This is a genomic window from Virgibacillus sp. M23 (genome assembly GCF_034190895.1).
Classification (GTDB): domain Bacteria; phylum Bacillota; class Bacilli; order Bacillales; family Amphibacillaceae; genus Virgibacillus; species Virgibacillus salarius.
Map to the genome: position 1 here is coordinate 1 of NZ_JAWDHA010000020.1, position 18802 is coordinate 18802.

The 18802-nt window shown below is 38.3% G+C and carries 15 protein-coding genes; 7 read left to right on the forward strand and 8 right to left on the reverse strand.

Annotated features, from left to right (window positions below; all coding sequences use genetic code 11):
* Positions 1 to 191: 191 nt before the first annotated feature.
* Positions 192 to 1115: a CAP domain-containing protein gene (locus RVS70_RS09975; RefSeq protein WP_026682911.1), complete on the reverse strand. Its 924-nt coding sequence runs from the start codon at positions 1113 to 1115 to the stop codon at positions 192 to 194.
* 446 nt (positions 1116 to 1561) lie between these two features.
* Here RVS70_RS09975 and mreBH point away from each other — a divergent pair, with 446 nt between their 5' ends.
* From mreBH to RVS70_RS09995, 4 genes are all read left to right on the forward strand, one after another.
* On the forward strand, positions 1562 to 2569 hold the full coding sequence (gene mreBH, locus RVS70_RS09980; RefSeq protein WP_026682910.1) for a rod-share determining protein MreBH: 1008 nt from the start codon (positions 1562 to 1564) through the stop codon (positions 2567 to 2569).
* A gap of 417 nt (positions 2570 to 2986) precedes the next feature.
* A complete protein-coding gene (locus RVS70_RS09985) occupies positions 2987 to 4147 on the forward strand; it encodes a CaiB/BaiF CoA transferase family protein (RefSeq protein WP_026682909.1) in 1161 nt (386 codons plus the stop codon).
* 13 nt (positions 4148 to 4160) lie between these two features.
* Complete coding sequence (locus RVS70_RS09990; protein ID WP_026682908.1) at positions 4161 to 5366, forward strand: acyl-CoA dehydrogenase family protein; 1206 nt, start codon at positions 4161 to 4163, stop codon at positions 5364 to 5366.
* 143 nt (positions 5367 to 5509) lie between these two features.
* Entirely contained in the window at positions 5510 to 6958 is a 1449-nt protein-coding gene (locus RVS70_RS09995) for an NAD-dependent succinate-semialdehyde dehydrogenase (protein WP_321133145.1), read from the forward strand.
* Between the two features lie 228 nt (positions 6959 to 7186).
* Here the strand turns inward: RVS70_RS09995 and RVS70_RS10000 are convergent, their stop codons facing one another.
* From RVS70_RS10000 to RVS70_RS10030, 7 genes are all read right to left on the reverse strand, one after another.
* Positions 7187 to 7501 (reverse strand): DUF3870 domain-containing protein, encoded by a 315-nt coding sequence (locus RVS70_RS10000; protein WP_121604716.1) that lies wholly within the window; start codon positions 7499 to 7501, stop codon positions 7187 to 7189.
* Positions 7502 to 7517: 16 nt separating this feature from the next.
* Positions 7518 to 8285 (reverse strand): IclR family transcriptional regulator, encoded by a 768-nt coding sequence (locus tag RVS70_RS10005; RefSeq protein WP_321133148.1) that lies wholly within the window; start codon positions 8283 to 8285, stop codon positions 7518 to 7520.
* 68 nt (positions 8286 to 8353) lie between these two features.
* Positions 8354 to 9526: a saccharopine dehydrogenase family protein gene (locus tag RVS70_RS10010; RefSeq protein WP_026682905.1), complete on the reverse strand. Its 1173-nt coding sequence runs from the start codon at positions 9524 to 9526 to the stop codon at positions 8354 to 8356.
* Positions 9527 to 9624: 98 nt separating this feature from the next.
* Complete coding sequence (locus RVS70_RS10015; protein ID WP_026682904.1) at positions 9625 to 11118, reverse strand: aldehyde dehydrogenase family protein; 1494 nt, start codon at positions 11116 to 11118, stop codon at positions 9625 to 9627.
* A gap of 34 nt (positions 11119 to 11152) precedes the next feature.
* Positions 11153 to 12814 (reverse strand): thiamine pyrophosphate-binding protein, encoded by a 1662-nt coding sequence (locus RVS70_RS10020; RefSeq protein ID WP_026682903.1) that lies wholly within the window; start codon positions 12812 to 12814, stop codon positions 11153 to 11155.
* A gap of 4 nt (positions 12815 to 12818) precedes the next feature.
* A complete protein-coding gene (locus tag RVS70_RS10025; RefSeq protein WP_121604714.1) occupies positions 12819 to 13988 on the reverse strand; it encodes an aminotransferase class I/II-fold pyridoxal phosphate-dependent enzyme in 1170 nt (389 codons plus the stop codon).
* A gap of 115 nt (positions 13989 to 14103) precedes the next feature.
* Entirely contained in the window at positions 14104 to 15687 is a 1584-nt protein-coding gene (locus RVS70_RS10030) for a Na+/H+ antiporter NhaC family protein (RefSeq protein WP_205389659.1), read from the reverse strand.
* Between the two features lie 285 nt (positions 15688 to 15972).
* Here RVS70_RS10030 and kynU point away from each other — a divergent pair, with 285 nt between their 5' ends.
* The 3 genes from kynU to kynA are packed head-to-tail and all read left to right on the forward strand — an operon-like array spanning position 15973 to position 18735.
* Positions 15973 to 17244, forward strand: a complete 1272-nt coding sequence (gene kynU / locus RVS70_RS10035) for a kynureninase (RefSeq protein ID WP_026682900.1) — start codon at positions 15973 to 15975, stop codon at positions 17242 to 17244.
* Positions 17244 to 17897 (forward strand): arylformamidase, encoded by a 654-nt coding sequence (gene kynB / locus RVS70_RS10040; protein ID WP_321133154.1) that lies wholly within the window; start codon positions 17244 to 17246, stop codon positions 17895 to 17897. The genes kynU and kynB overlap by 1 nt, the downstream gene beginning before the upstream one ends.
* Positions 17887 to 18735: a tryptophan 2,3-dioxygenase gene (kynA, locus tag RVS70_RS10045; protein WP_321133155.1), complete on the forward strand. Its 849-nt coding sequence runs from the start codon at positions 17887 to 17889 to the stop codon at positions 18733 to 18735. The genes kynB and kynA overlap by 11 nt, the downstream gene beginning before the upstream one ends.
* The last annotated feature ends 67 nt before the right edge of the window (positions 18736 to 18802 follow it).

Here is an 18802-nt window from a genome sequence, read left to right on the forward strand (position 1 = left end):
TTGCAACGTGTTCTTCTTTGCAAAGTTAGTTGAGGCCGTGCCCGCCGAAAGCGAAGTAATTAGTCGGAGCATTGCCAATATACATCAAACATTTCAAAATAACTACTTGGCTTAACGCAGTCATTGCGCTGATTTTATACTTTCTTAACTTATAAAAAAAGAGATTGACCTCAGTCAATCTCCTAAACTACTTATTTTCCAATAAATTGTTGAGTCCAGTGATTGCCTTGCTCAACATACCCCACTCCAATGTGAGTGAAATTAGCATTCATAATATTTGCACGGTGACCTTCACTGTTCATCCAAGCATTCACTACTTCTTGAGGAGTTCTTTGCCCTTTAGCAATATTTTCACCTGCTGTTTTATAGCTAATACCAAACTGCTTCATCATATCAAATGGAGAACCATAATTTGGACTATTGTGTGAAAAGTAGCCATTTGTTGCCATATCTTTTGATTTTTCACGCGCAACTTTACTTAGCTCTGTATCCACTTTAAGAGCTGGTAGACCTTGCTTAGCTCTTTCTTGGTTTGTCAAATCAACTACTTCTTGCTCAAACTGACTTAATTCTTGAGATTGTGCTTGCTCTTCATTTTGACTAGGTTGTTCTTCTGTTTGTTGTTGATTATTATTTTGCTCTGGTTGTTTTTCAGGTTGCTGCTCCTCGGCAGGCTGTTCTTTATCTGGTGTTTCCTCTGATTGTTCTGGTTGTTTTGGCTCTTCAGGTTTCTCTTGTTCTTTAGCTGGTTGCTTAGGTTCTTCTGATTTTTCTTGTTCTTTAGCCGGTTTGTCGTTTTGATCTGCTTGATCTTCTTTGGCAGGTTTTTCATTTTTTGCTGGTTTTTCTGCGTTTGATTTATCTTGCTTTTCGACATGAATTTTATCCCAATTGATTTCATTCCAGTTTAATTGGAATTTATTCATATATTTAGCTAGTAAATCATTTAAATTATCCTCAGAAATACTCTTCCAATCCCCATTAATAGAATAGAAGATTTTGTATATATGATTCTGCGAAAAGTCTTTTGCAGAAGCATCAGCAGAAGATGAAAAAGCCCCTCCAAATAGTAATGCAGTAGATAATGCAGTAACTATGCCTATCTTTTTAATCATTGATGTGACACGCTCCTTATCGTTGTTTTGTTTCGTGCAAAATCATCATAGCATGGATTTTTTGTAATATTTATGGAAGAGCTTGCCAATCGATTGACTCACATGCGAACATGGTATTAGCAATTCTCTAAACCTATTATTTATAGGGATTCATTTTTTTAGCGAAAAGCGTACACAGGAAAAATAACAATATATAGGAAAAAATTACAATAAAATTAGTGTTGACATGGTTGCAAATCCAGATGTTATATTACAGCTTCTAACAATTTGTAATAGAAATGTCACGTAAAATAGGGGCAAATCTTCTTTACATTGTAGTATAATAGTCTTTTCATCTCTTAATTATTTTTCCAAAAAGTAACACTTGTATATCTACCCCCTAAAACTATAATCAATAAGAGAACTATTATAAAAGATAAAATTGTCATCATTGGAGGATCTAAATTATGTTATCTACTGCTGAGATTGGAATCGACCTTGGTACTGCTAATATACTCATATATTCGAAATCTAAAGGTATTGTATTAAATGAACCTTCTGTTGTTGCTATTGATGTAAATACAAAACAAGTAGTTGCGGTTGGAGCGGAAGCAAAAGAAATGGTAGGGAAAACACCGCAAAACATTATACCTATTCGCCCGTTAAAAGATGGTGTAATCGCAGATTATGATGTAACTGCTCAAATGCTTAAAGAATTCTTGAAAAAAGTGAGCAAAAAAATCGGAATGTCCATGCGTAAACCAGTTGTAGTTGTTTGTACTCCTTCTGGAAGTACAACAGTAGAACGCCGTGCTATTCATAACGCTGTAACAAGCTATGGTGCAAAACACGTACATCTAATCGAAGAACCAATCGCTGCTGCAATTGGTGCAGACCTACCAGTTGATGAGCCCATTGCAAATGTTATTGTTGATATTGGTGGTGGAACTTCAGAGGTTGGTATCATATCTTTCGGTGGAGTTGTTTCCTGTAATTCCGTTCGTATCGGTGGAGACAAAATGGATGAAGAAATTATTCATCATATCCGTAAAAACTATAATATTTTAATTGGAGAGCGGACAGCAGAAAATATTAAAATGGAAATTGGCTATGCTCATCCGAATCATAAGGAAGAAACAATGGAAATTCGAGGACGAGATATGGTAACAGGACTACCTAAAACAGTTACCATTACATCAAAGGAAATTCATATTGCATTGAAAGAGTCTTTAGAGCAAGTATTAGAAACAATTCGTTCAACACTTGAAAATTGCCCACCAGAGCTAAGTGGAGATATAGTAGATCACGGGATTGTTTTAACTGGTGGTGGCGCGCTATTAAATGGCATGCAGGAATGGCTTTCTACAGAAATTATCGTTCCAGTACATCTGGCACCAAATCCACTTGAATCCGTTGCTATTGGAACAGGCAGAGCCCTAAAAATGATTAATAAATTACAAAAAGCAACCAAATAATAAAAGAACTTCTAAAACTCCTATGGATAAAATAGTTGAGCAACGAGGTTTAGACTACTTATAAAATAAATACTAGACTTCTTCTTAATCTGCTTGTAAAGAGACCCCTTTGTTTCTTTACAAGCTTTCTTTATACACATCCTAATTTTGCACAAATACCACTCATTCTCCATATTCATAAACCCATAAAGAAAACGTTTACAAACCAAATAGATAATAGTATACTGAATAATAAGAATTAACTGCATATGCATTATTGATTTTCGTTCATCTATTTACCTATCAATAAGCTGCCTAACCTGTTCACAGCTCCATACCAGAGCCGTATCAACAGGTAAAAGCCAGTTCAACTCAAATTACAGTGCACTGTAATTTAGTTTGAATTGGCTTTTTAATTCTACAAAAAGGAGTGAAAACATGGCAGGTGCTTTAGAGCATATTCGTATACTTGATTTATCAAGAGTACTAGCAGGACCTTATTGCACAATGGTTCTTGGTGATCTTGGTGCAGAGGTTATTAAAGTAGAAGCACCAGGTGGAAGTGATGAAACTCGGAAATGGGGACCGCCCTTTCAAGAAGGAGTAAGCGCGTATTATCTTTGTACGAATCGTAATAAAAAGAGTATTACGATCGATTTAAAGTCTAAAGAAGGAATAAAACAAATTAAAGAACTGATTAGAGAGAGCGATGTCGTCATCAATAATTTTCGGACTGGAACGATGGAACGATTCGAATTAGACTACGAAACGCTTTCGGAAATAAATCCCGGTCTCATCTACTGCTCTATTACTGGTTTTGGTGAAACTGGACCTTATCAGGCCATGCCTGGATACGATTTTATTATTCAAGCTATGAGTGGTTTAATGAGCATTACTGGAGATGAAGATACTGGACCACAAAAGCTAGGTGTAGCAATAACGGATATTCTGACAGGATTATATGCATGCATAGGTATTCAAGGTGCACTGCTGGAAAGAAGCCAGTCTGGAAAAGGGCAAAAATTAGATATAGCTTTATACGATACTGCGGTCAGTGCACTTGTTAATATAGGTAGCAATTATTTAATGTCAGGTAAGATACCAACTCCATTGGGAAATAACCATGCAAACATTGTACCGTATCAGACCTTCAAAACAAAAGATGGTGAGATGGTAATTGCAGTAGGGAATGATAGACAATTCCAGGCACTCTGCGACGTTATTAATAAGCCTGAATTAAAAACAGATCCACGGTTTCTGACTAATCCTAATCGAGTGGAGCATCGAGAAGAGTTAATTCCTCTGCTCCAAAATGTATTGTTGCATTATCCTACTAACGACTGGTTAGAAAAATGCAAACAACAGAAAATACCATGTGGTCCTATTCAAAACATTGCTGAGGTAGCAAACGATAAACAGTTACTTGCCCGTGAAATGTTTATTAATCTTCCCCACCCTACCGCAGGAACAATTAATATGATAGGAAGTCCATTAAAATTATCACGTACGCCAGTTACTTATAGGCACCATCCACCTGATGCCGGAGAACATAATAGTGTAATTTTCAAGCAATTAGGTGTATCAAATAAAAAAATATAAGGGAGTTGTTTAAATGAATTTCAATTTCACGGAGGAACAAAATATGTTAAGAGACACCGTAAGAACGTTCACGGATAAAGAAATAATGCCTTATATTTCTCAATGGGATAGGGAAGGAAAATTTGACCCTACGATCATACAAAAGCTCGCAAATTTAGGTTTAATGGGTGTATGTATTCCAGAGGAATATGGAGGAAGCGGTATGGATTATAACGCCCTTGCTATTGTTTGCGAAGAGCTTGAACGTGGAGATACTGCATTTCGTACTGCCGTATCCGTTCATACTGGTTTAAATAGTATGACTTTATTACAGTGGGGGAATGAAGAACAAAAACAGAAGTACTTAGTACCTCAAGCACAGGGAAAAAAGATCGGTGCTTTTGGTTTAACGGAGCCTGGCGCTGGATCAGATGTTGCAGCATTAGAGACAACTGCAACAAAGCAAGGTGACTATTATATTCTTAATGGTCAAAAAACATGGATTTCGTTATGCGATACTGCCGATAACTTTATCGTTTTCGCCTATACAAAAGAACGATCTGAAAAGCATAAAGGAATCTCGGCTTTCATTATTGAAAGGGAATGGGAAGGTTTTTCTTCTAAAGCAATTAAAGGTAAATTAGGCATTCGTTCTGGAAACACCGGTGAAATATTCTTCGATCATATTAAAGTACCAAAGGAAAATTTACTTGGCGAAGAAGGAGAAGGCTTCAAAATCGCTATGTCTGCACTGGACAATGGTAGATTTACAGTTGCAGCTGGAGCAGTGGGCCAAATCATGGCTTGTCTAGAGGCAAGTATTAAATATTGTCATGAACGAGCAACTTTTGGTAAAGAAATTGGTAAACATCAATTAGTTCAACAAATGATTGCAAATATGGAAGCGGGTTTGCAAATGAGTAAATTGCTTGTTTATCGTGCTGGAGAATTAAAAAACGCAGGAAAACGCAATACAAGGGAAACCTCATTAGCAAAATGGCAGGCCTGTGATTTCGCTAATAAGGCTGCAGATGATGCTGTCCAAATTCATGGTGCCTATGGGTTTTCTGATGAATATCCAGTAGAACGCTACTTACGTAATTCTAAGGCACCTGTCATCTATGAAGGGACACGTGAAATTCACACGATTATGCAGGCTGAATATGTGCTTGGCTATCGTAAAGATAAAACATTAAACAACATGCTACCTGCATGGGAGCAAAATGAATTGATTAACTGACTAAAAACAGCAAGAGATGGTGAGATTTTTAGATAATCGCTTCATTAAGGTTCTAATAGGAATTACTTGGAGAATAAAGTAATAGTAGTGATGCACCTGGTTTGCTACCGGGTGTTTGATCTTTTTTAAAAGGAGGCTTTATCATGTTTGATGCATTTACAAGGAGCGTATTTATTAATGGAGTGTGGGAAGATATTCATGAAGATACAACTGATACAATTTATAATCCAGCTACCTTAGAACCTATAACTCATGTTGCTTTTGCTGGAGGGAAAGAAACGGATCGGGCTATTCAAGCTGCTTCAGAAGCATTTCCTGTATGGAGCAACAAAACCGGAAGAGAAAGGTCACGTTATTTATATAGAGCTTCTCAACTCATGCTTGATGATGCAGAACGTCTCGGTAAAATACTAACATTGGAGCAAGGGAAGCCTTTAAAAGAAGCAATTGGAGAAGTAAAAGGTGCTGCTGGTTTTCTGCTTTGGTATGCAGAGGAAGCGAGCAGGAATTACGGCGAGTGGATCCCTTCTTCCATAAAATCCAAGCGACTTGTTGTCATTCCTCAAGCGGTAGGCGTTGTAGGAGCAATAACACCATGGAACTTCCCTTCATCGATGATTACCCGTAAATTAGCTCCTGCATTAGCCGCTGGCTGTACAGTAGTATTAAAACCAGCCCCAGAGACACCTTTATCCGCAATAGAAATTATCAAGCTATTTGAACGTGCTGGATTGCCTAAAGGTGTAGTAAATCTAGTAACTGGTGATGCACGGGCAATTGGAAAACGATTACTCACCAATAAAAATGTACGTCTAATTACTTTTACTGGATCAACTGCTGTTGGGAAATATTTAATGAGAGAAAGTGCCGAACACTTAAAGAAATTATCGCTTGAGCTAGGTGGTCATGCTCCAAGTATTGTCTTTGCAGATGCTGATATCGAAAAAGCAACATCACTCGTTTTAGGAAGTAAATTTAGAAATAATGGGCAAACATGTATATGCACAAACCGCTTATATGTTCATTCCTCTATCGCGGATAAATTTGCACAGCTTTTAAAAGAAAAAGTAAAAAATCTAAAGATAGGTTTAGGAATAGAAAAAGATACAGAGATTGGGCCATTAATAAATAAGCAAGCCTGTGAAAAGGTACAATCTCATGTAGAGGATGCAATGGATAAAGGAGCTGTTGTAGCTCACGGAGGAAAGCTGTGGAAAGGTGATTTACCAGGTCATTATTATCAACCAACGATTTTATCTAATGTTACAGAAGACATGAAAATTATGCACGAAGAAACCTTTGGACCAGTTATACCTATCCAAACATTCACAGATGAAGTGGATGTCACTCAAAAGGCAAACAATACGGATTACGGGCTAGCAGCATATATATTTACGGAAAATACCAATCGAGCTATCCGCGTTTCAGAAAAGCTTGATTATGGTATTGTCGGTGTTAATGACGTCTTCCCTGCAACGCCCGAGGCTCCATTTGGTGGTATAAAGCAATCAGGTATCGGAAAAGAAGGTGGCCATCATGGTATGGATGAATTCGTAGAGAAAAAATATATATCTATTGGTATTGATCAATAATAACTAGATTTATTGCTAAAAGGGGGCTGTCTCAAAAGACAGCTTCTTTTCCTACATACTAGATATGTATTTTATAAAGGAACACCATTTTTCCAATCATATTCATTTCCTTTGTTGAGGTGAGCATTCCCCTATCAGACCACCGTTCCCAATTGTCGTTCATACAAAACTCGTATTCTTTCAAGTTCCCAATTTTTGCCGAAATCTAATACCCTTGTACATGTTCATTTATGTTTGTTCATAACAGCTTTGATATTGTTTATACAAATCCTTCAAAGCCGATGATAATGCATTACCTGCTTTCCCTAAGTAATGTTTCTTAATAAGTTCAACTGGTTTTTCGATACCATCCTGTAGACTATGACCTCTTAATAATTGCTGGACAAAATCTTTTCCATGATCCGTAGCTAATGTACAGCCCGCTGCCACAATAACACCGTATTTTTTATCAATTTCAGCTGTAATTGTTAAGGTCTGATAAATGCTTTGGGCTGCCATTCCTGAAGGCAAACGAGCATGCCCTGCAATGAATACTGTATTCAAGTTACAAATCCCTCCTCTAATCTTGATCAGCTGATTGATAGCCCAGCTTTTGTGAAATTTCAGCTGCAGTTTTAGCTGCTTCTTGTTTTATTAACTCCAAATTAATTCCTTCGAAATGGCTGGAAAGACCACTTACTGCTAATGCAGCAACAACCTTTTGTTGAAAATTATAGATCGGATAGGATATTCCTGTCGTATCCTCATCCTGCTCTCCAATGCTATATGCATAACCATTTTTTTGAATTTGCTTTACTTCTTCCTTTAACTGCTCTTTATTAATCGGATGATGTGTAGATATAAGCTCCGATTGATTGATAATAGCCTCCTGCCGCTCACTTGTCAAAAAGGCCAGAAGCAATTTTGGTCCAGACCCAATATATAATGGTACACTCCTACCAATTCTAGTATTAAGACGAAGTGCTCTTGAGCTTTCTACCTTTTCAATATAAGTAGCCTCATTTTGATTCACGATGACAAGGTGGATAACTTCATTAATTTCCTTTGCTAATTTCTCCATATAAGGTAAAGCTATCCCCCTTACTTCAAGTCTATCAGAAACTAAATTTCCTAGCTCCAAAAATTTCAACCCTAATTGGTATTTCACATCATGCTCCGTTTCCTTCGTTTTGTTTAGATAACCATTTTGTTCTAACGTGGCTAGTAATCGATAAGCAGTAGGTTTTGGCATTTTCGCTTGATTGGAGATCTCTTTTAAGGATAATTCTTGAGCACCTTCTCTAAATAACTCTACAATTTTTAATGCTTTCATTACGCTTTGATTCATCGATAGACTCCTTGCTGAGATTTAAAGTTAAATCCCTCCGCTTCATTGCAGAGGGATGAAAAATCTATCTATATCTTAACATGTGTCTTTACTACGTTTTCTTTTTCCATAATGTTTACCCCACGTTTTGCCATTTCCTTCATGTATGGATCACCTGGAACAATTTGCTCTGGCGGATAGACACCTTTCTTTGTAATTGTTTGGTTGGCAATCATTTGTGCTACAACCGAAATAGTGTTAGCTGTTGCTCTAGCCATAGCAGTTACTTGGGTTTTTCTATCTTTATATGTCGTCATTTCATACGAATACGTCGTAGATTGTCCGTCCTTTTGACCAGAGACAACAACACGTAATAAAACCGCATCATCTTTTTCCCCTAGCTCGACAATTGGGTCAAGAACCTTTAAGAAAACATCTCTTGGACTTACTTGTTGACCATTAATATCCACTTGATAGTCCGTACGTGTTAAGTTTAAATCTACTAAAAGCTTAAACTTCTCCGCATGACCTGGGTAGCGAATCGTCTTATATTCTAGTGTCTGCAAATGAGGATAAGATATAGAGAGAGTTGAAGTACCGCCTGAAGTGTGAAATGCTTCAAGCGGTCCAAATTTTTCAAAATAGACTCGCTCTACTTCAGACAAAGATGGAATCTCCTGCTTCACTCCGTCTCGTATAATCAAGGATGGATCTGTATAATGATCAAATACACCTTCCATCGAAAATACATGATTATATTCAAGCGGTGCTTCTGGTTTAACTGGAATCCCACCAACATAGAGTTTTATAGATTCTAGCTTATCTAATTTACTGTTACCGTATCCAGAAAGAATATTAATCATTCCAGGGGCTACCCCTAGATCTGGAATTAAAGTAACTCCAGCAGCTTTGGCTTCCTCTTTCAAAGCTAAGACTTTATCTGTCATATGGCCAATATGTCCACCTAAATCAACAGCATTTACTCCGACCTCAATTGCAGTTTGCGCAACTACTTCATTAAACGAATAAAATAATGCATTAATAATCACGTCAAATCGGCGCATATAATTAGCTAATTCCTGTTTATCAGCTGCGTTGACCTGATATGCAGTCAATTTCGAGGATTGTAACTGCTCACATATATCTTGTGCGCGTGCTAAATCAATATCTGCTAATCCTACAGCAGTAACTCCTTCACTTGTAACCAAATCACGTGCAGCTTCTTTACCCATTAATCCTGATCCTAATACCCCTATCTTCATTCCATCCACTCCTTCTACATCATATTCATGAAGTATTCCAGTCTGTCGCTGGTTAACGGGTAGTAATACCCTACCCGATGAAGATTTACTTTTATTTACTAATCGACATCGATTTGAGCACGTTGCAGTTTTCCACTATAATCTACATAAACTGCTTTCCACTCCGTAAATACGTCCAATGCTTGCACACCTGAATCGCGGTGACCATTGCCGGTTCCCTTTGTACCACCAAATGGTAAATGAATCTCTGCTCCAGTAGTACCTGCATTAACATAGACAATTCCAGTATCTAAATCACGTTGGGCTTGGAATACTTGATTCACATCTTTCGTAAATATAGAGCTTGATAAACCATAGCTAACCCCATTATTCACTTCAATCGCTTCCTCAAAGCTTTTTACAGGAATTAGAGAGACAACTGGGCCAAATATTTCTTCCTGGGCAATCCGCATCGAAGGCTTGGCATCCGTAAATAGAGTTGGTGCAAAATAATGTCCACCTTGACTTACTCCATTCTGCCATACAAAGCCTCCAGCCAATAGTTTCGCTCCCTCTTCTTTTCCAATTTCTACATATTGCTTAATCTTATTCAAACCTGATTTATTAATAATAGGTCCAACTTTTACCGATTGATCTAGCCCATCTCCAATCGTCAATTTCTCCATCTCTACTAATAATCTTTCTTCAAGCGTTTCTTTTACACGCTCATGAACAATTACTCTACTACAGGCAGTACAGCGCTGACCACTTGTACCGAATGCACTCCAAAGAATCCCTTCGACTGCAAGATCAATGTCTGCATCATCCATTACAATAACTGCGTTCTTGCCACCCATCTCCAAAGATACTTTCTTTAATTGCTTTCCACATTCTGCTGCAATGTTTCTACCAGTCTCATTTGATCCTGTAAAAGAAATAATTCGAATATCGTCATGGTGAACCATGGCATCGCCAACGATAGAACCTCCACCAAATACAACGTTGATTACTCCCTTTGGCAGACCTGCTTCTTCAAATATCTTTGCTAACTCATATGCCATGATTGGTGTCTCCGTAGCTGGTTTCCAAATTACTGCATTTCCAGCAACAATTGCAGGGAACGACTTCCATGTGGCAATAGCTATTGGAAAGTTCCACGGAGTAATAATACCAACAACACCAACAGGACAACGCTGACTCATTGCAAATTTATCCTTTAATTCAGCTGGAGTTGTTTGCCCAAATAATCTACGCCCTTCACCAGCCATATAAAAGGCCATATCAATTCCTTCTTGAACTTCTCCCCGAGCCTCTTCAATTACTTTTCCATTTTCCATGGTTAATAATTGAGATAGCCTCTCTTTTCGTTCTTTCATTATGTTCCCAACTTGATACAACACCTCTGCTCGCTGCGGTGCAGGAACCAATGCCCATTCTTTCTGTGCTTGCTTAGCCGCTGCTACAGCGACATCAACACTTTCCTTTCCAGATAAAGGTACTTGAACGATTTCTTCCCCATTCGCTGGATTAATAACAGCTGTCGATGAATCTACCGTCACCCACTCGCCATTAATAAAATTTGATAGTTTCTTTGTTTGCAACGTTGCTGTCATCTGAAAAAACCTCCTTTAATTTTTCCAATTTATATTACTGTTCCATAGCTCGATCACGTATTTGTGATATTGTTGATGAAACAGAAATCTGCTCCTTATCCGTTAAGATCTCAATCAACACAGGCCTTTTAAGCTGACAAGCCTCTGCAAAAGCAACCTTAAATTCCTGAGATGATGACACACAGTACCCCACTGCTCCTAAGCTAATTGCTAAGTCTTTAAAGGAAACATCCCCTAAATCTGTTGCCATCACCTTCGTGGGGTAATGCATTTCCTGATGCATCCGGATCGTACCATACATCTTATTATTAAAAACGAGACATATGATAGGAATATCATATCTTACAGCTGTTTCCAGCTCTTGGCACGTCATCATAAAACCGCCATCTCCAGAAAATGAAACAACTAACCGATCTGGAAGAGCGAGCTTAGCCCCGATAGCCCCTGGCATCCCATAACCCATTGCTCCAGAGGTAGGACCTACATACGTATGGGGATACTTAAAAGGATAGTAGCTATGGACCCAGCCAGCAAAGTTACCGGCATCATTTGTAATTAAGGCATTCTCCGGTAACGTTTTGATTAAATAATCGATAATATGAGAATTAATAGGGTCTTCTGTTTCTACTTCTAAGCGACTTGCCCTGATAAAGGCTGCATTTCGTTCAAATGCCCACGTTGTCCACGATTGCTTAACAGTAATTTTTTCAAGTTGATAAAGCGCCTCTTTCATATCAGCTACGATGCCAAGAACTGGTGTAAAGCTTTTTCCAATACTGTTATAATCAATATCAATGTGGATCAGTGTTTGATCAGGTGACAAAAGCGAATAATCCTGGGTCGTTACTTCAGAAAGTCTCGTTCCCATTGCCAAGACAACATCTGCTGCACAAACTGTCTCCAATATTTCTTTTGCTGTGCCAAGTCCTAAATGACCGGCATATAACAAATGGTTGTTCGGGAATACATCATGACGTCGAAAGGCAGTAACTACAGGTAAATGATATGTTTCTGCAAACTGCTTTAATTGCTGTTCAGCGCCTGCACTTTTCACTCCACCTCCAGCAATAATTACCGGACGCTTGGCACTATCCAAAAGGCTCTCGACTTTTTTCACTTCTGTCATCGATGGTGCAGGAGTTGGTCTATGAATCACTGGTCCATACTTCATCCGTGCTTCCTGTTTTAGAACATCCTCTGGCAACGAAATGATAACAGGCCCTGGTCGTCCTGACGTGGCAATTCGAAAAGCGCGCTGCACAATCTCTGGAGTCCGCTCTGCATCCTTTAATTCAACCGCCCATTTAGCAATAGATTGAAAGTATTGATCTAAATCTACTTCTTGAAAGCCCTCTTTACCTCTAAATTTACTATGCACCTGCCCAAGAAACACAACCATTGGTGTGGAATCCTGATAAGCTGTATGTACACCAATGGAAAGGTTTGCCGCACCTACTCCTCTTGTTGCAAGAACAATACCAGGCTTCAGCGCTGATTTTGCATAGCCCTCCGCCATAAAAGCAGCTCCGCCTTCATGTCTTGCCGAGATTACTTGAATAGATGTTTCGTCATGTAATGCGTCTAGTACAGGCAGATAACTTTCTCCTGGCACGCAAAACACACGTTCTATACCTTCTCTTTTTAAACAGGTAATAATGGCTTTTGCTGCTGTCTCTGTTGTATTCGTAACTTGCATATTGTCACCCTTTCCAATTAAGCTGCTTTAAGCGGCTGATCACTTCATCCAATCGTTTCGAACTTACAGAAAGTGTAATTCGAATAAACCCTTCGCCCTGTGTTCCAAAAGCTGTCCCAGGTGTAACAATAAGACCTACTTCGTCCAATAATTGATTCGCAAATTCAAGCGATGTGTATCCATCTGGTACTTCAGCCCAGATAAATATAGTTCCCTTTGGTTTTGCAGCAGATATACCTACTTCCCTTAATGCATTGTACAGTTTCTCCATACGGTGTTTGTAAATCATATTATTTTCTTGTACTGTCGAGAAGTCACCTCTTAAAGCTGCTGCTGCTGCCTTCTGTATCGGAATAAACTGGCATGTATCAATATTACTCTTTAATGTAGACAGGGCCTTTATGATCTTCCTATTACCTACGACATAGCCAATCCGCCAGCCAGTCATATTAAAACTTTTGGATAATGATCCTAGCTCAACAGCATAATCCTTGGCATCAGGTACTTGTAAAACACTTGGGGCTCGATGGTCTCCAAATGTCACAAGATCATATGCTGCATCATTAGCTAAAACAATTTGATGATCATGACAAAATGTAATCGCTTCCAAATAAGTGCTTATATCAGCTACCGTAGCAGTTGGGTTGCTAGGGTAATTAAGAAACATTAGCTTTGCTTCTAGCGCATCTTTTTTAGTAAGACTGGAATACATGGGAATATAATTATTCTCTTTATCTAGAAGTAATGAAACACTCTCTCCTCCAGCTAAATGAACTCCATTACGATAAACAGGATACCCTGGATCAGGTACGATTACTTTGTCTCCGGGATTGATGACCGCTTGTATCAAATTAGCTATACCCTCTTTAGAGCCAATAAGCGCTAGCACTTCTGAATCGGGATCCAGCGAAACGCGATACCGCTTTAAATAGAATTCAGCTACCGCTTCCTTAAACTCCCTACATCCACTGTATGTGGAATAGCGGTGATTTTCTGTATGCATCACCTCTTCTGCTAGAACCTTACAAATAAATTCCGGAGTTGGCAAATCAGGAGCACCTATCCCTAAGTCGATAACATCTACTCCCTTTGCGAGAAGCTGCTCTTTCTTTTTCTGAAATTCCGAAAACAAATAGGGTGGTAAGCTTTCTACTTTATCAGAAATAAAGGCCATTATTACCCTCCTGCCGTTTCAAATATTGAAACGATATTTCATTTATATATCAACAGTATATAGTAACTTTTTAAAATTGACAATATACTGAAAATAAATCATACAAATTACCTAATTATTTTGCAATTGGCTCTTCATTGATTTTATCTGTTGCATTTTTTCTTCTTGTAAAAGCAAATAAAGCTGTAATACTAACAATTACTATAGCTAGACCTAACCAAACACTTTCTGTCATACCAAAGATTAAATAGCCTAAACCTGCAATCATTGCTGCAACAAGTGCATAGGGTATTTGGGTAGTAACATGATCAATATGATGACAGCTAGACCCAGTAGATGACAGAATCGTAGTATCTGAAATAGGAGAACAATGATCACCAAAAACTGCCCCAGACAGCACTGCTGCCAATATTGGAAGAATTAATGACACGTCTGTTGCGGCTGCAATTTCCCCAGCAATTGGCAATAGAATACCAAAAGATCCCCATGAAGTTCCTGTAGAAAATGCTATAAAGCCTGCCATGACAAAAATGATGAATGGTAAAAATGTTAAGCTAATATTAGTGGCCTCTACAATACCTGCTAAATAAGTACCCGTTCCTAACTGACCGATTAAGTCTACAATGGCCCAAGCGAAAATTAAAATGACGAAACCAGGAAGCATAGATTTAGTTCCTCCTATGATTCCCGTAATAAAGTGCTTGCCTGAAAGCTTACCCGTAATAATATGACGACTAAACAGCGCAAATGTTATTACTAAACCGATGATTCCACCATATAATAAGGCTACAGATACGTCAGCATTTCCGAATATGTTAATTAATGTCTTTTCACCCTCTATAGCTACTAATCCATTCACGTAGATAGAAACAATAGTAGAGATGAATAATACGGCAATTGGAATCAGCAAATCACTAATTCGACTTGATTCACTTGTTGGCAGTTTCGCTGCCACGTCTACCTTATCCTTATTTTCCGGATTCAAAACCTCCCCAGTACTCATTGCTCGCTGCTCATGTTTTTTCATTGGCCCAAAATCAACTTGGCGAATAGCGATTACTAGCGCCACTCCCAATGCTGCCCACACATAAAAATTCATCGGAATAATTTGGATAAAAGCTCCAAAAGCACTATATTCTGAAATGGCATGTGTTGTAAATACGGTGCCAATAATCCCTATAATATACGCTCCCCAGCTAGAAACTGGTGCAATGACACAAATTGGCGCAGAGGTAGAATCTACGATATAAGCTAGCTTGGCACGAGACACACGATGCTTATCTGTAACAGGCTTCGCTACTTGACCGACTGTAAGGCTATTAAAATAATCATCTACAAAAACAATAATACCTAGTAGCATTGTCATGACTTGAGCACCTACTCTAGTTTTCACCCGTTTAATCATCCATTCTGCAAATGCTGCGGTCCCGCCCATCATACTAACAAAAGCAGTTAATATACCAAGCATAAGTACAAATAATAGAAGAAAGACATTCCAAGTATTCCATGCTCCTTCGGCTACAAAAACGCCTTTAAATGCCTCCCATATCAACACAATAGATCCTAAAACATCAAAACTATCAATAAAAAGAGCTGCCGCCACGATTCCTACTCCTAGTGACAATAGTACTCGCTTTGTTAATAACACCATAATAATTGCTAAAATTGGTGGTACTAATGACCAAACTGTTGATTCCATTATGTTCCCCCCTTATTATTTCTTCAATTTTCAGGACAAAGATGAATAATAGCTTCCTATACCATGAACCACTCCCTACTAACTGCCATATTTATATTCTTAATATTCTATATTATTTAATAAATACCTTTTTTATACTAGAAAAACTTTTCGTTTACGAAGTAATTGCGTTATAACAAGTAAGGAAGTAAAGTTATTACCAGACTTTTCACACATTCCCTAATATTATTTGTTAGAATAGAATAGTGTTTTTAACTAATAATCAAAGAATTGAGGTGCTTGATCATGAATACAGACATTACGTACGCACAGGAATTAGACAAAGAGGACGAATTAAACGAATTTAGACATGAATTTTATCAATCACCTGAGCGCTTATATTTCGACGGAAATTCACTTGGATTATTGTCTAAACGTGCCGAACAAGCTGTCAACACCATTATGGAATCATGGAAGCAATATGGGATTGATGGTTGGACAGAAGGTGAACATCCTTGGTTCTATTTATCAGAAAAATTAGGAAGAATGTCCGCACATCTTGTAGGCGCTCAACCGAAAGAGGTTATTATTACAGGGTCAACAACCACTAATCTTCATCAGCTAACAGCAAGCTTTTTCCAACCAAACGGTAAGAAGACAAAGATACTTGCGGATGAATTGAATTTCCCATCCGACATCTATGCACTAAAAAGTCAGCTACAGCTGAAAGGACTCCATCCAGAGGAGCATCTCATTCAAGTGAAGAGTAGAAATGGTCATACCCTAGAAACCTCCGACATTATTGAAGCAATGACAGATGAAATCGCATTGGTTGTTTTACCAGGGGTACTCTATCGTAGTGGCCAAATCCTTGATATGAAAACCATCACAAAAGAAGCTCATAAACGTGGCATTATTATTGGTTTTGATCTTTGTCATTCTATCGGATCTATTCCTCATCAACTGAATGATTGGGATGTTGACTTTGCATTTTGGTGCACATATAAACACTTAAATGGTGGACCAGGTAGCGTTGGAGGGTTATTTGTTCATCAAAAGCACTTCGGTAACCATCCAGGACTTGCAGGTTGGTTTAGTTCCAATAAGGAAAAACAATTCGATATGGAACATAGCTTAACTGCTGCTTCAGATGCTGGTGCTTATCAGATTGGAACACCTCATCTACTTAGTGCTGCACCATTATTAGGCTCACTATCTATGTTTGAAGAGGCTGGCATTGGTAAAATTAGAAAGAAATCACTTCTGTTAACTGAATACTTAATGAACTTAATAGACACGGAACTGATTGATCACGGTTTTACGATTGCTAATCCACGTGATCAAGCAATTAGGGGCGGCCATGTATATTTGGAGCATCCAGAAGCTGCACGCATTTGTAAAGCCTTAAAGGCAAATCGAGTCATCCCAGATTTCAGAAATCCAAACGGCATTCGCCTAGCACCGGTAGCACTTTATAATACGTTCGAGGAAGTATGGAAAATGGTAAACATTTTAAAATCAATTATGGATAATCAGAGCTATAAGCACTTTGAAAACAAACGAGGAGTGATTGCATAGTGGGAGAATGGATTGATATTTCACAGCCTTTAACTGATAAAATTGCTCACTGGCCAGGGGATAAGCCCTTTTCCTATTCCCTTACAGCATCAAAACAAGAAACAAAATCTGTAAATATCGGCCAAATAACAACTAGTCTTCACACTGGAACACATATTGATGCACCATTCCATTTTGATTCAAATGGAAAAACAATTGAGCAACTAGACATCAATCTTTATATTGGAAAATCAGTAGTTATTGACGTTAGTCAAGCTAATACCATAACAGCGGAGGTGTTGTCCCAGTATCATTGGCCATCAGAGATTAACCGCGTCTTATTACGCACTTCGCTGCCAAACAATCCCGAGCGCTTTCCAGATGTGTTACCAAACCTTGATCCTAATATTGCACCGTACTTACAAAGATTAGGTGTTTTCCTACTGGGAGTTGACATACCTTCCGTAGATGCTCCAGATAGTAAAGATCTTGTAACACACCATGCTTTACAGGATCATGGTATCCATATACTTGAAAATATTATGTTAGATCAAATTAAACCGGGAGAATATGAGCTTATTGCGCTTCCATTACATATTCATGGTGCAGATGGAAGTCCAGTCCGAGCTGCCCTATGTCCCATCAATAAGGAGGATGCACAGCATGACAAATAAACATATAAACGATACATTTCGTTCTGAAAAAGGTATTCATACCAACTTTAAAGAAAAAATGACCTATGGGGACTACCTGCAGTTAGATACATTACTATCCAGTCAAAAACGACTTTCTGATCATCATGATGAAATGTTATTTATTATCATTCACCATGTTAGTGAACTTTGGCTAAAGTTAATTATTCATGAAACACAGGCTGCAATCCGTGCGATACAACAAGGAGAGCTTCAAGCTTCCTTTAAAATGCTAGCTCGTGTCTCCAAAATCCAATCGCAGATTATCCAAGCATGGGATGTGCTTTCTACACTGACCCCTGCAGAATATATGGAGTTTAGAGATAAGCTCGGTAATGCCTCTGGATTCCAATCCTATCAATACCGTCTTGTTGAATTTGTACTAGGGTATAAAACACCCTTTATCCTTAAAATCTATGAAAAGGACCCAGAAGTACATCAATTACTACAGGATGCTTATCATGCTCCAGGACTCTATGACGTGGCAATTCAAGCATTGGAAAAAAATGGGTTTTCTATAAATCCAGACATTCTCCAGCGAGACTTTTCGAAAACATATGAGAAGGATGACTCTGTGGAACAGGCTTGGATGACTGTATATAAAAATGTCGATTCCCATTGGGATTTGTATCAACTTGCAGAAAAGCTTGTTGATATCGAGGATTGGTTTCAACAATGGCGCTTTAGACACATGAAAACAGTAGAAAGAATAATTGGACATAAAATAGGTACAGGTGGATCTTCTGGAGTTGGCTATCTAAAAAACGTACTAAATCACTATTTCTTTCCTGAGCTTTGGGAAATCCGAACAAAGCTCTAAATTGGAAGACTATCTTCTTCACCTTGTAAAAAAATTTTGCTTGACATTTGCGGATAATGTAAATAAA

Bases quoted from the DNA above. Each gene is read 5' to 3' on its own strand.
- RVS70_RS09995 (WP_321133145.1), top strand. From the start codon at position 5,510: ATGTTTGATGCATTTACAAGGAGCGTATTTATTAATGGAGTGTGGGAA.
- RVS70_RS09985 (WP_026682909.1), top strand. From the start codon at position 2,987: ATGGCAGGTGCTTTAGAGCATATTCGTATACTTGATTTATCAAGAGTA.
- RVS70_RS10005 (WP_321133148.1), bottom strand. From the start codon at position 8,285: ATGAATCAAAGCGTAATGAAAGCATTAAAAATTGTAGAGTTATTTAGA.
- RVS70_RS10030 (WP_205389659.1), bottom strand. From the start codon at position 15,687: ATGGAATCAACAGTTTGGTCATTAGTACCACCAATTTTAGCAATTATT.
- RVS70_RS10015 (WP_026682904.1), bottom strand. From the start codon at position 11,118: ATGACAGCAACGTTGCAAACAAAGAAACTATCAAATTTTATTAATGGC.
- kynA (WP_321133155.1), top strand. From the start codon at position 17,887: ATGACAAATAAACATATAAACGATACATTTCGTTCTGAAAAAGGTATT.
- RVS70_RS09975 (WP_026682911.1), bottom strand. From the start codon at position 1,115: ATGATTAAAAAGATAGGCATAGTTACTGCATTATCTACTGCATTACTA.
- RVS70_RS10010 (WP_026682905.1), bottom strand. From the start codon at position 9,526: ATGAAGATAGGGGTATTAGGATCAGGATTAATGGGTAAAGAAGCTGCA.
- RVS70_RS09990 (WP_026682908.1), top strand. From the start codon at position 4,161: ATGAATTTCAATTTCACGGAGGAACAAAATATGTTAAGAGACACCGTA.
- RVS70_RS10020 (WP_026682903.1), bottom strand. From the start codon at position 12,814: ATGCAAGTTACGAATACAACAGAGACAGCAGCAAAAGCCATTATTACC.
- RVS70_RS10025 (WP_121604714.1), bottom strand. From the start codon at position 13,988: ATGGCCTTTATTTCTGATAAAGTAGAAAGCTTACCACCCTATTTGTTT.
- mreBH (WP_026682910.1), top strand. From the start codon at position 1,562: ATGTTATCTACTGCTGAGATTGGAATCGACCTTGGTACTGCTAATATA.
- kynU (WP_026682900.1), top strand. From the start codon at position 15,973: ATGAATACAGACATTACGTACGCACAGGAATTAGACAAAGAGGACGAA.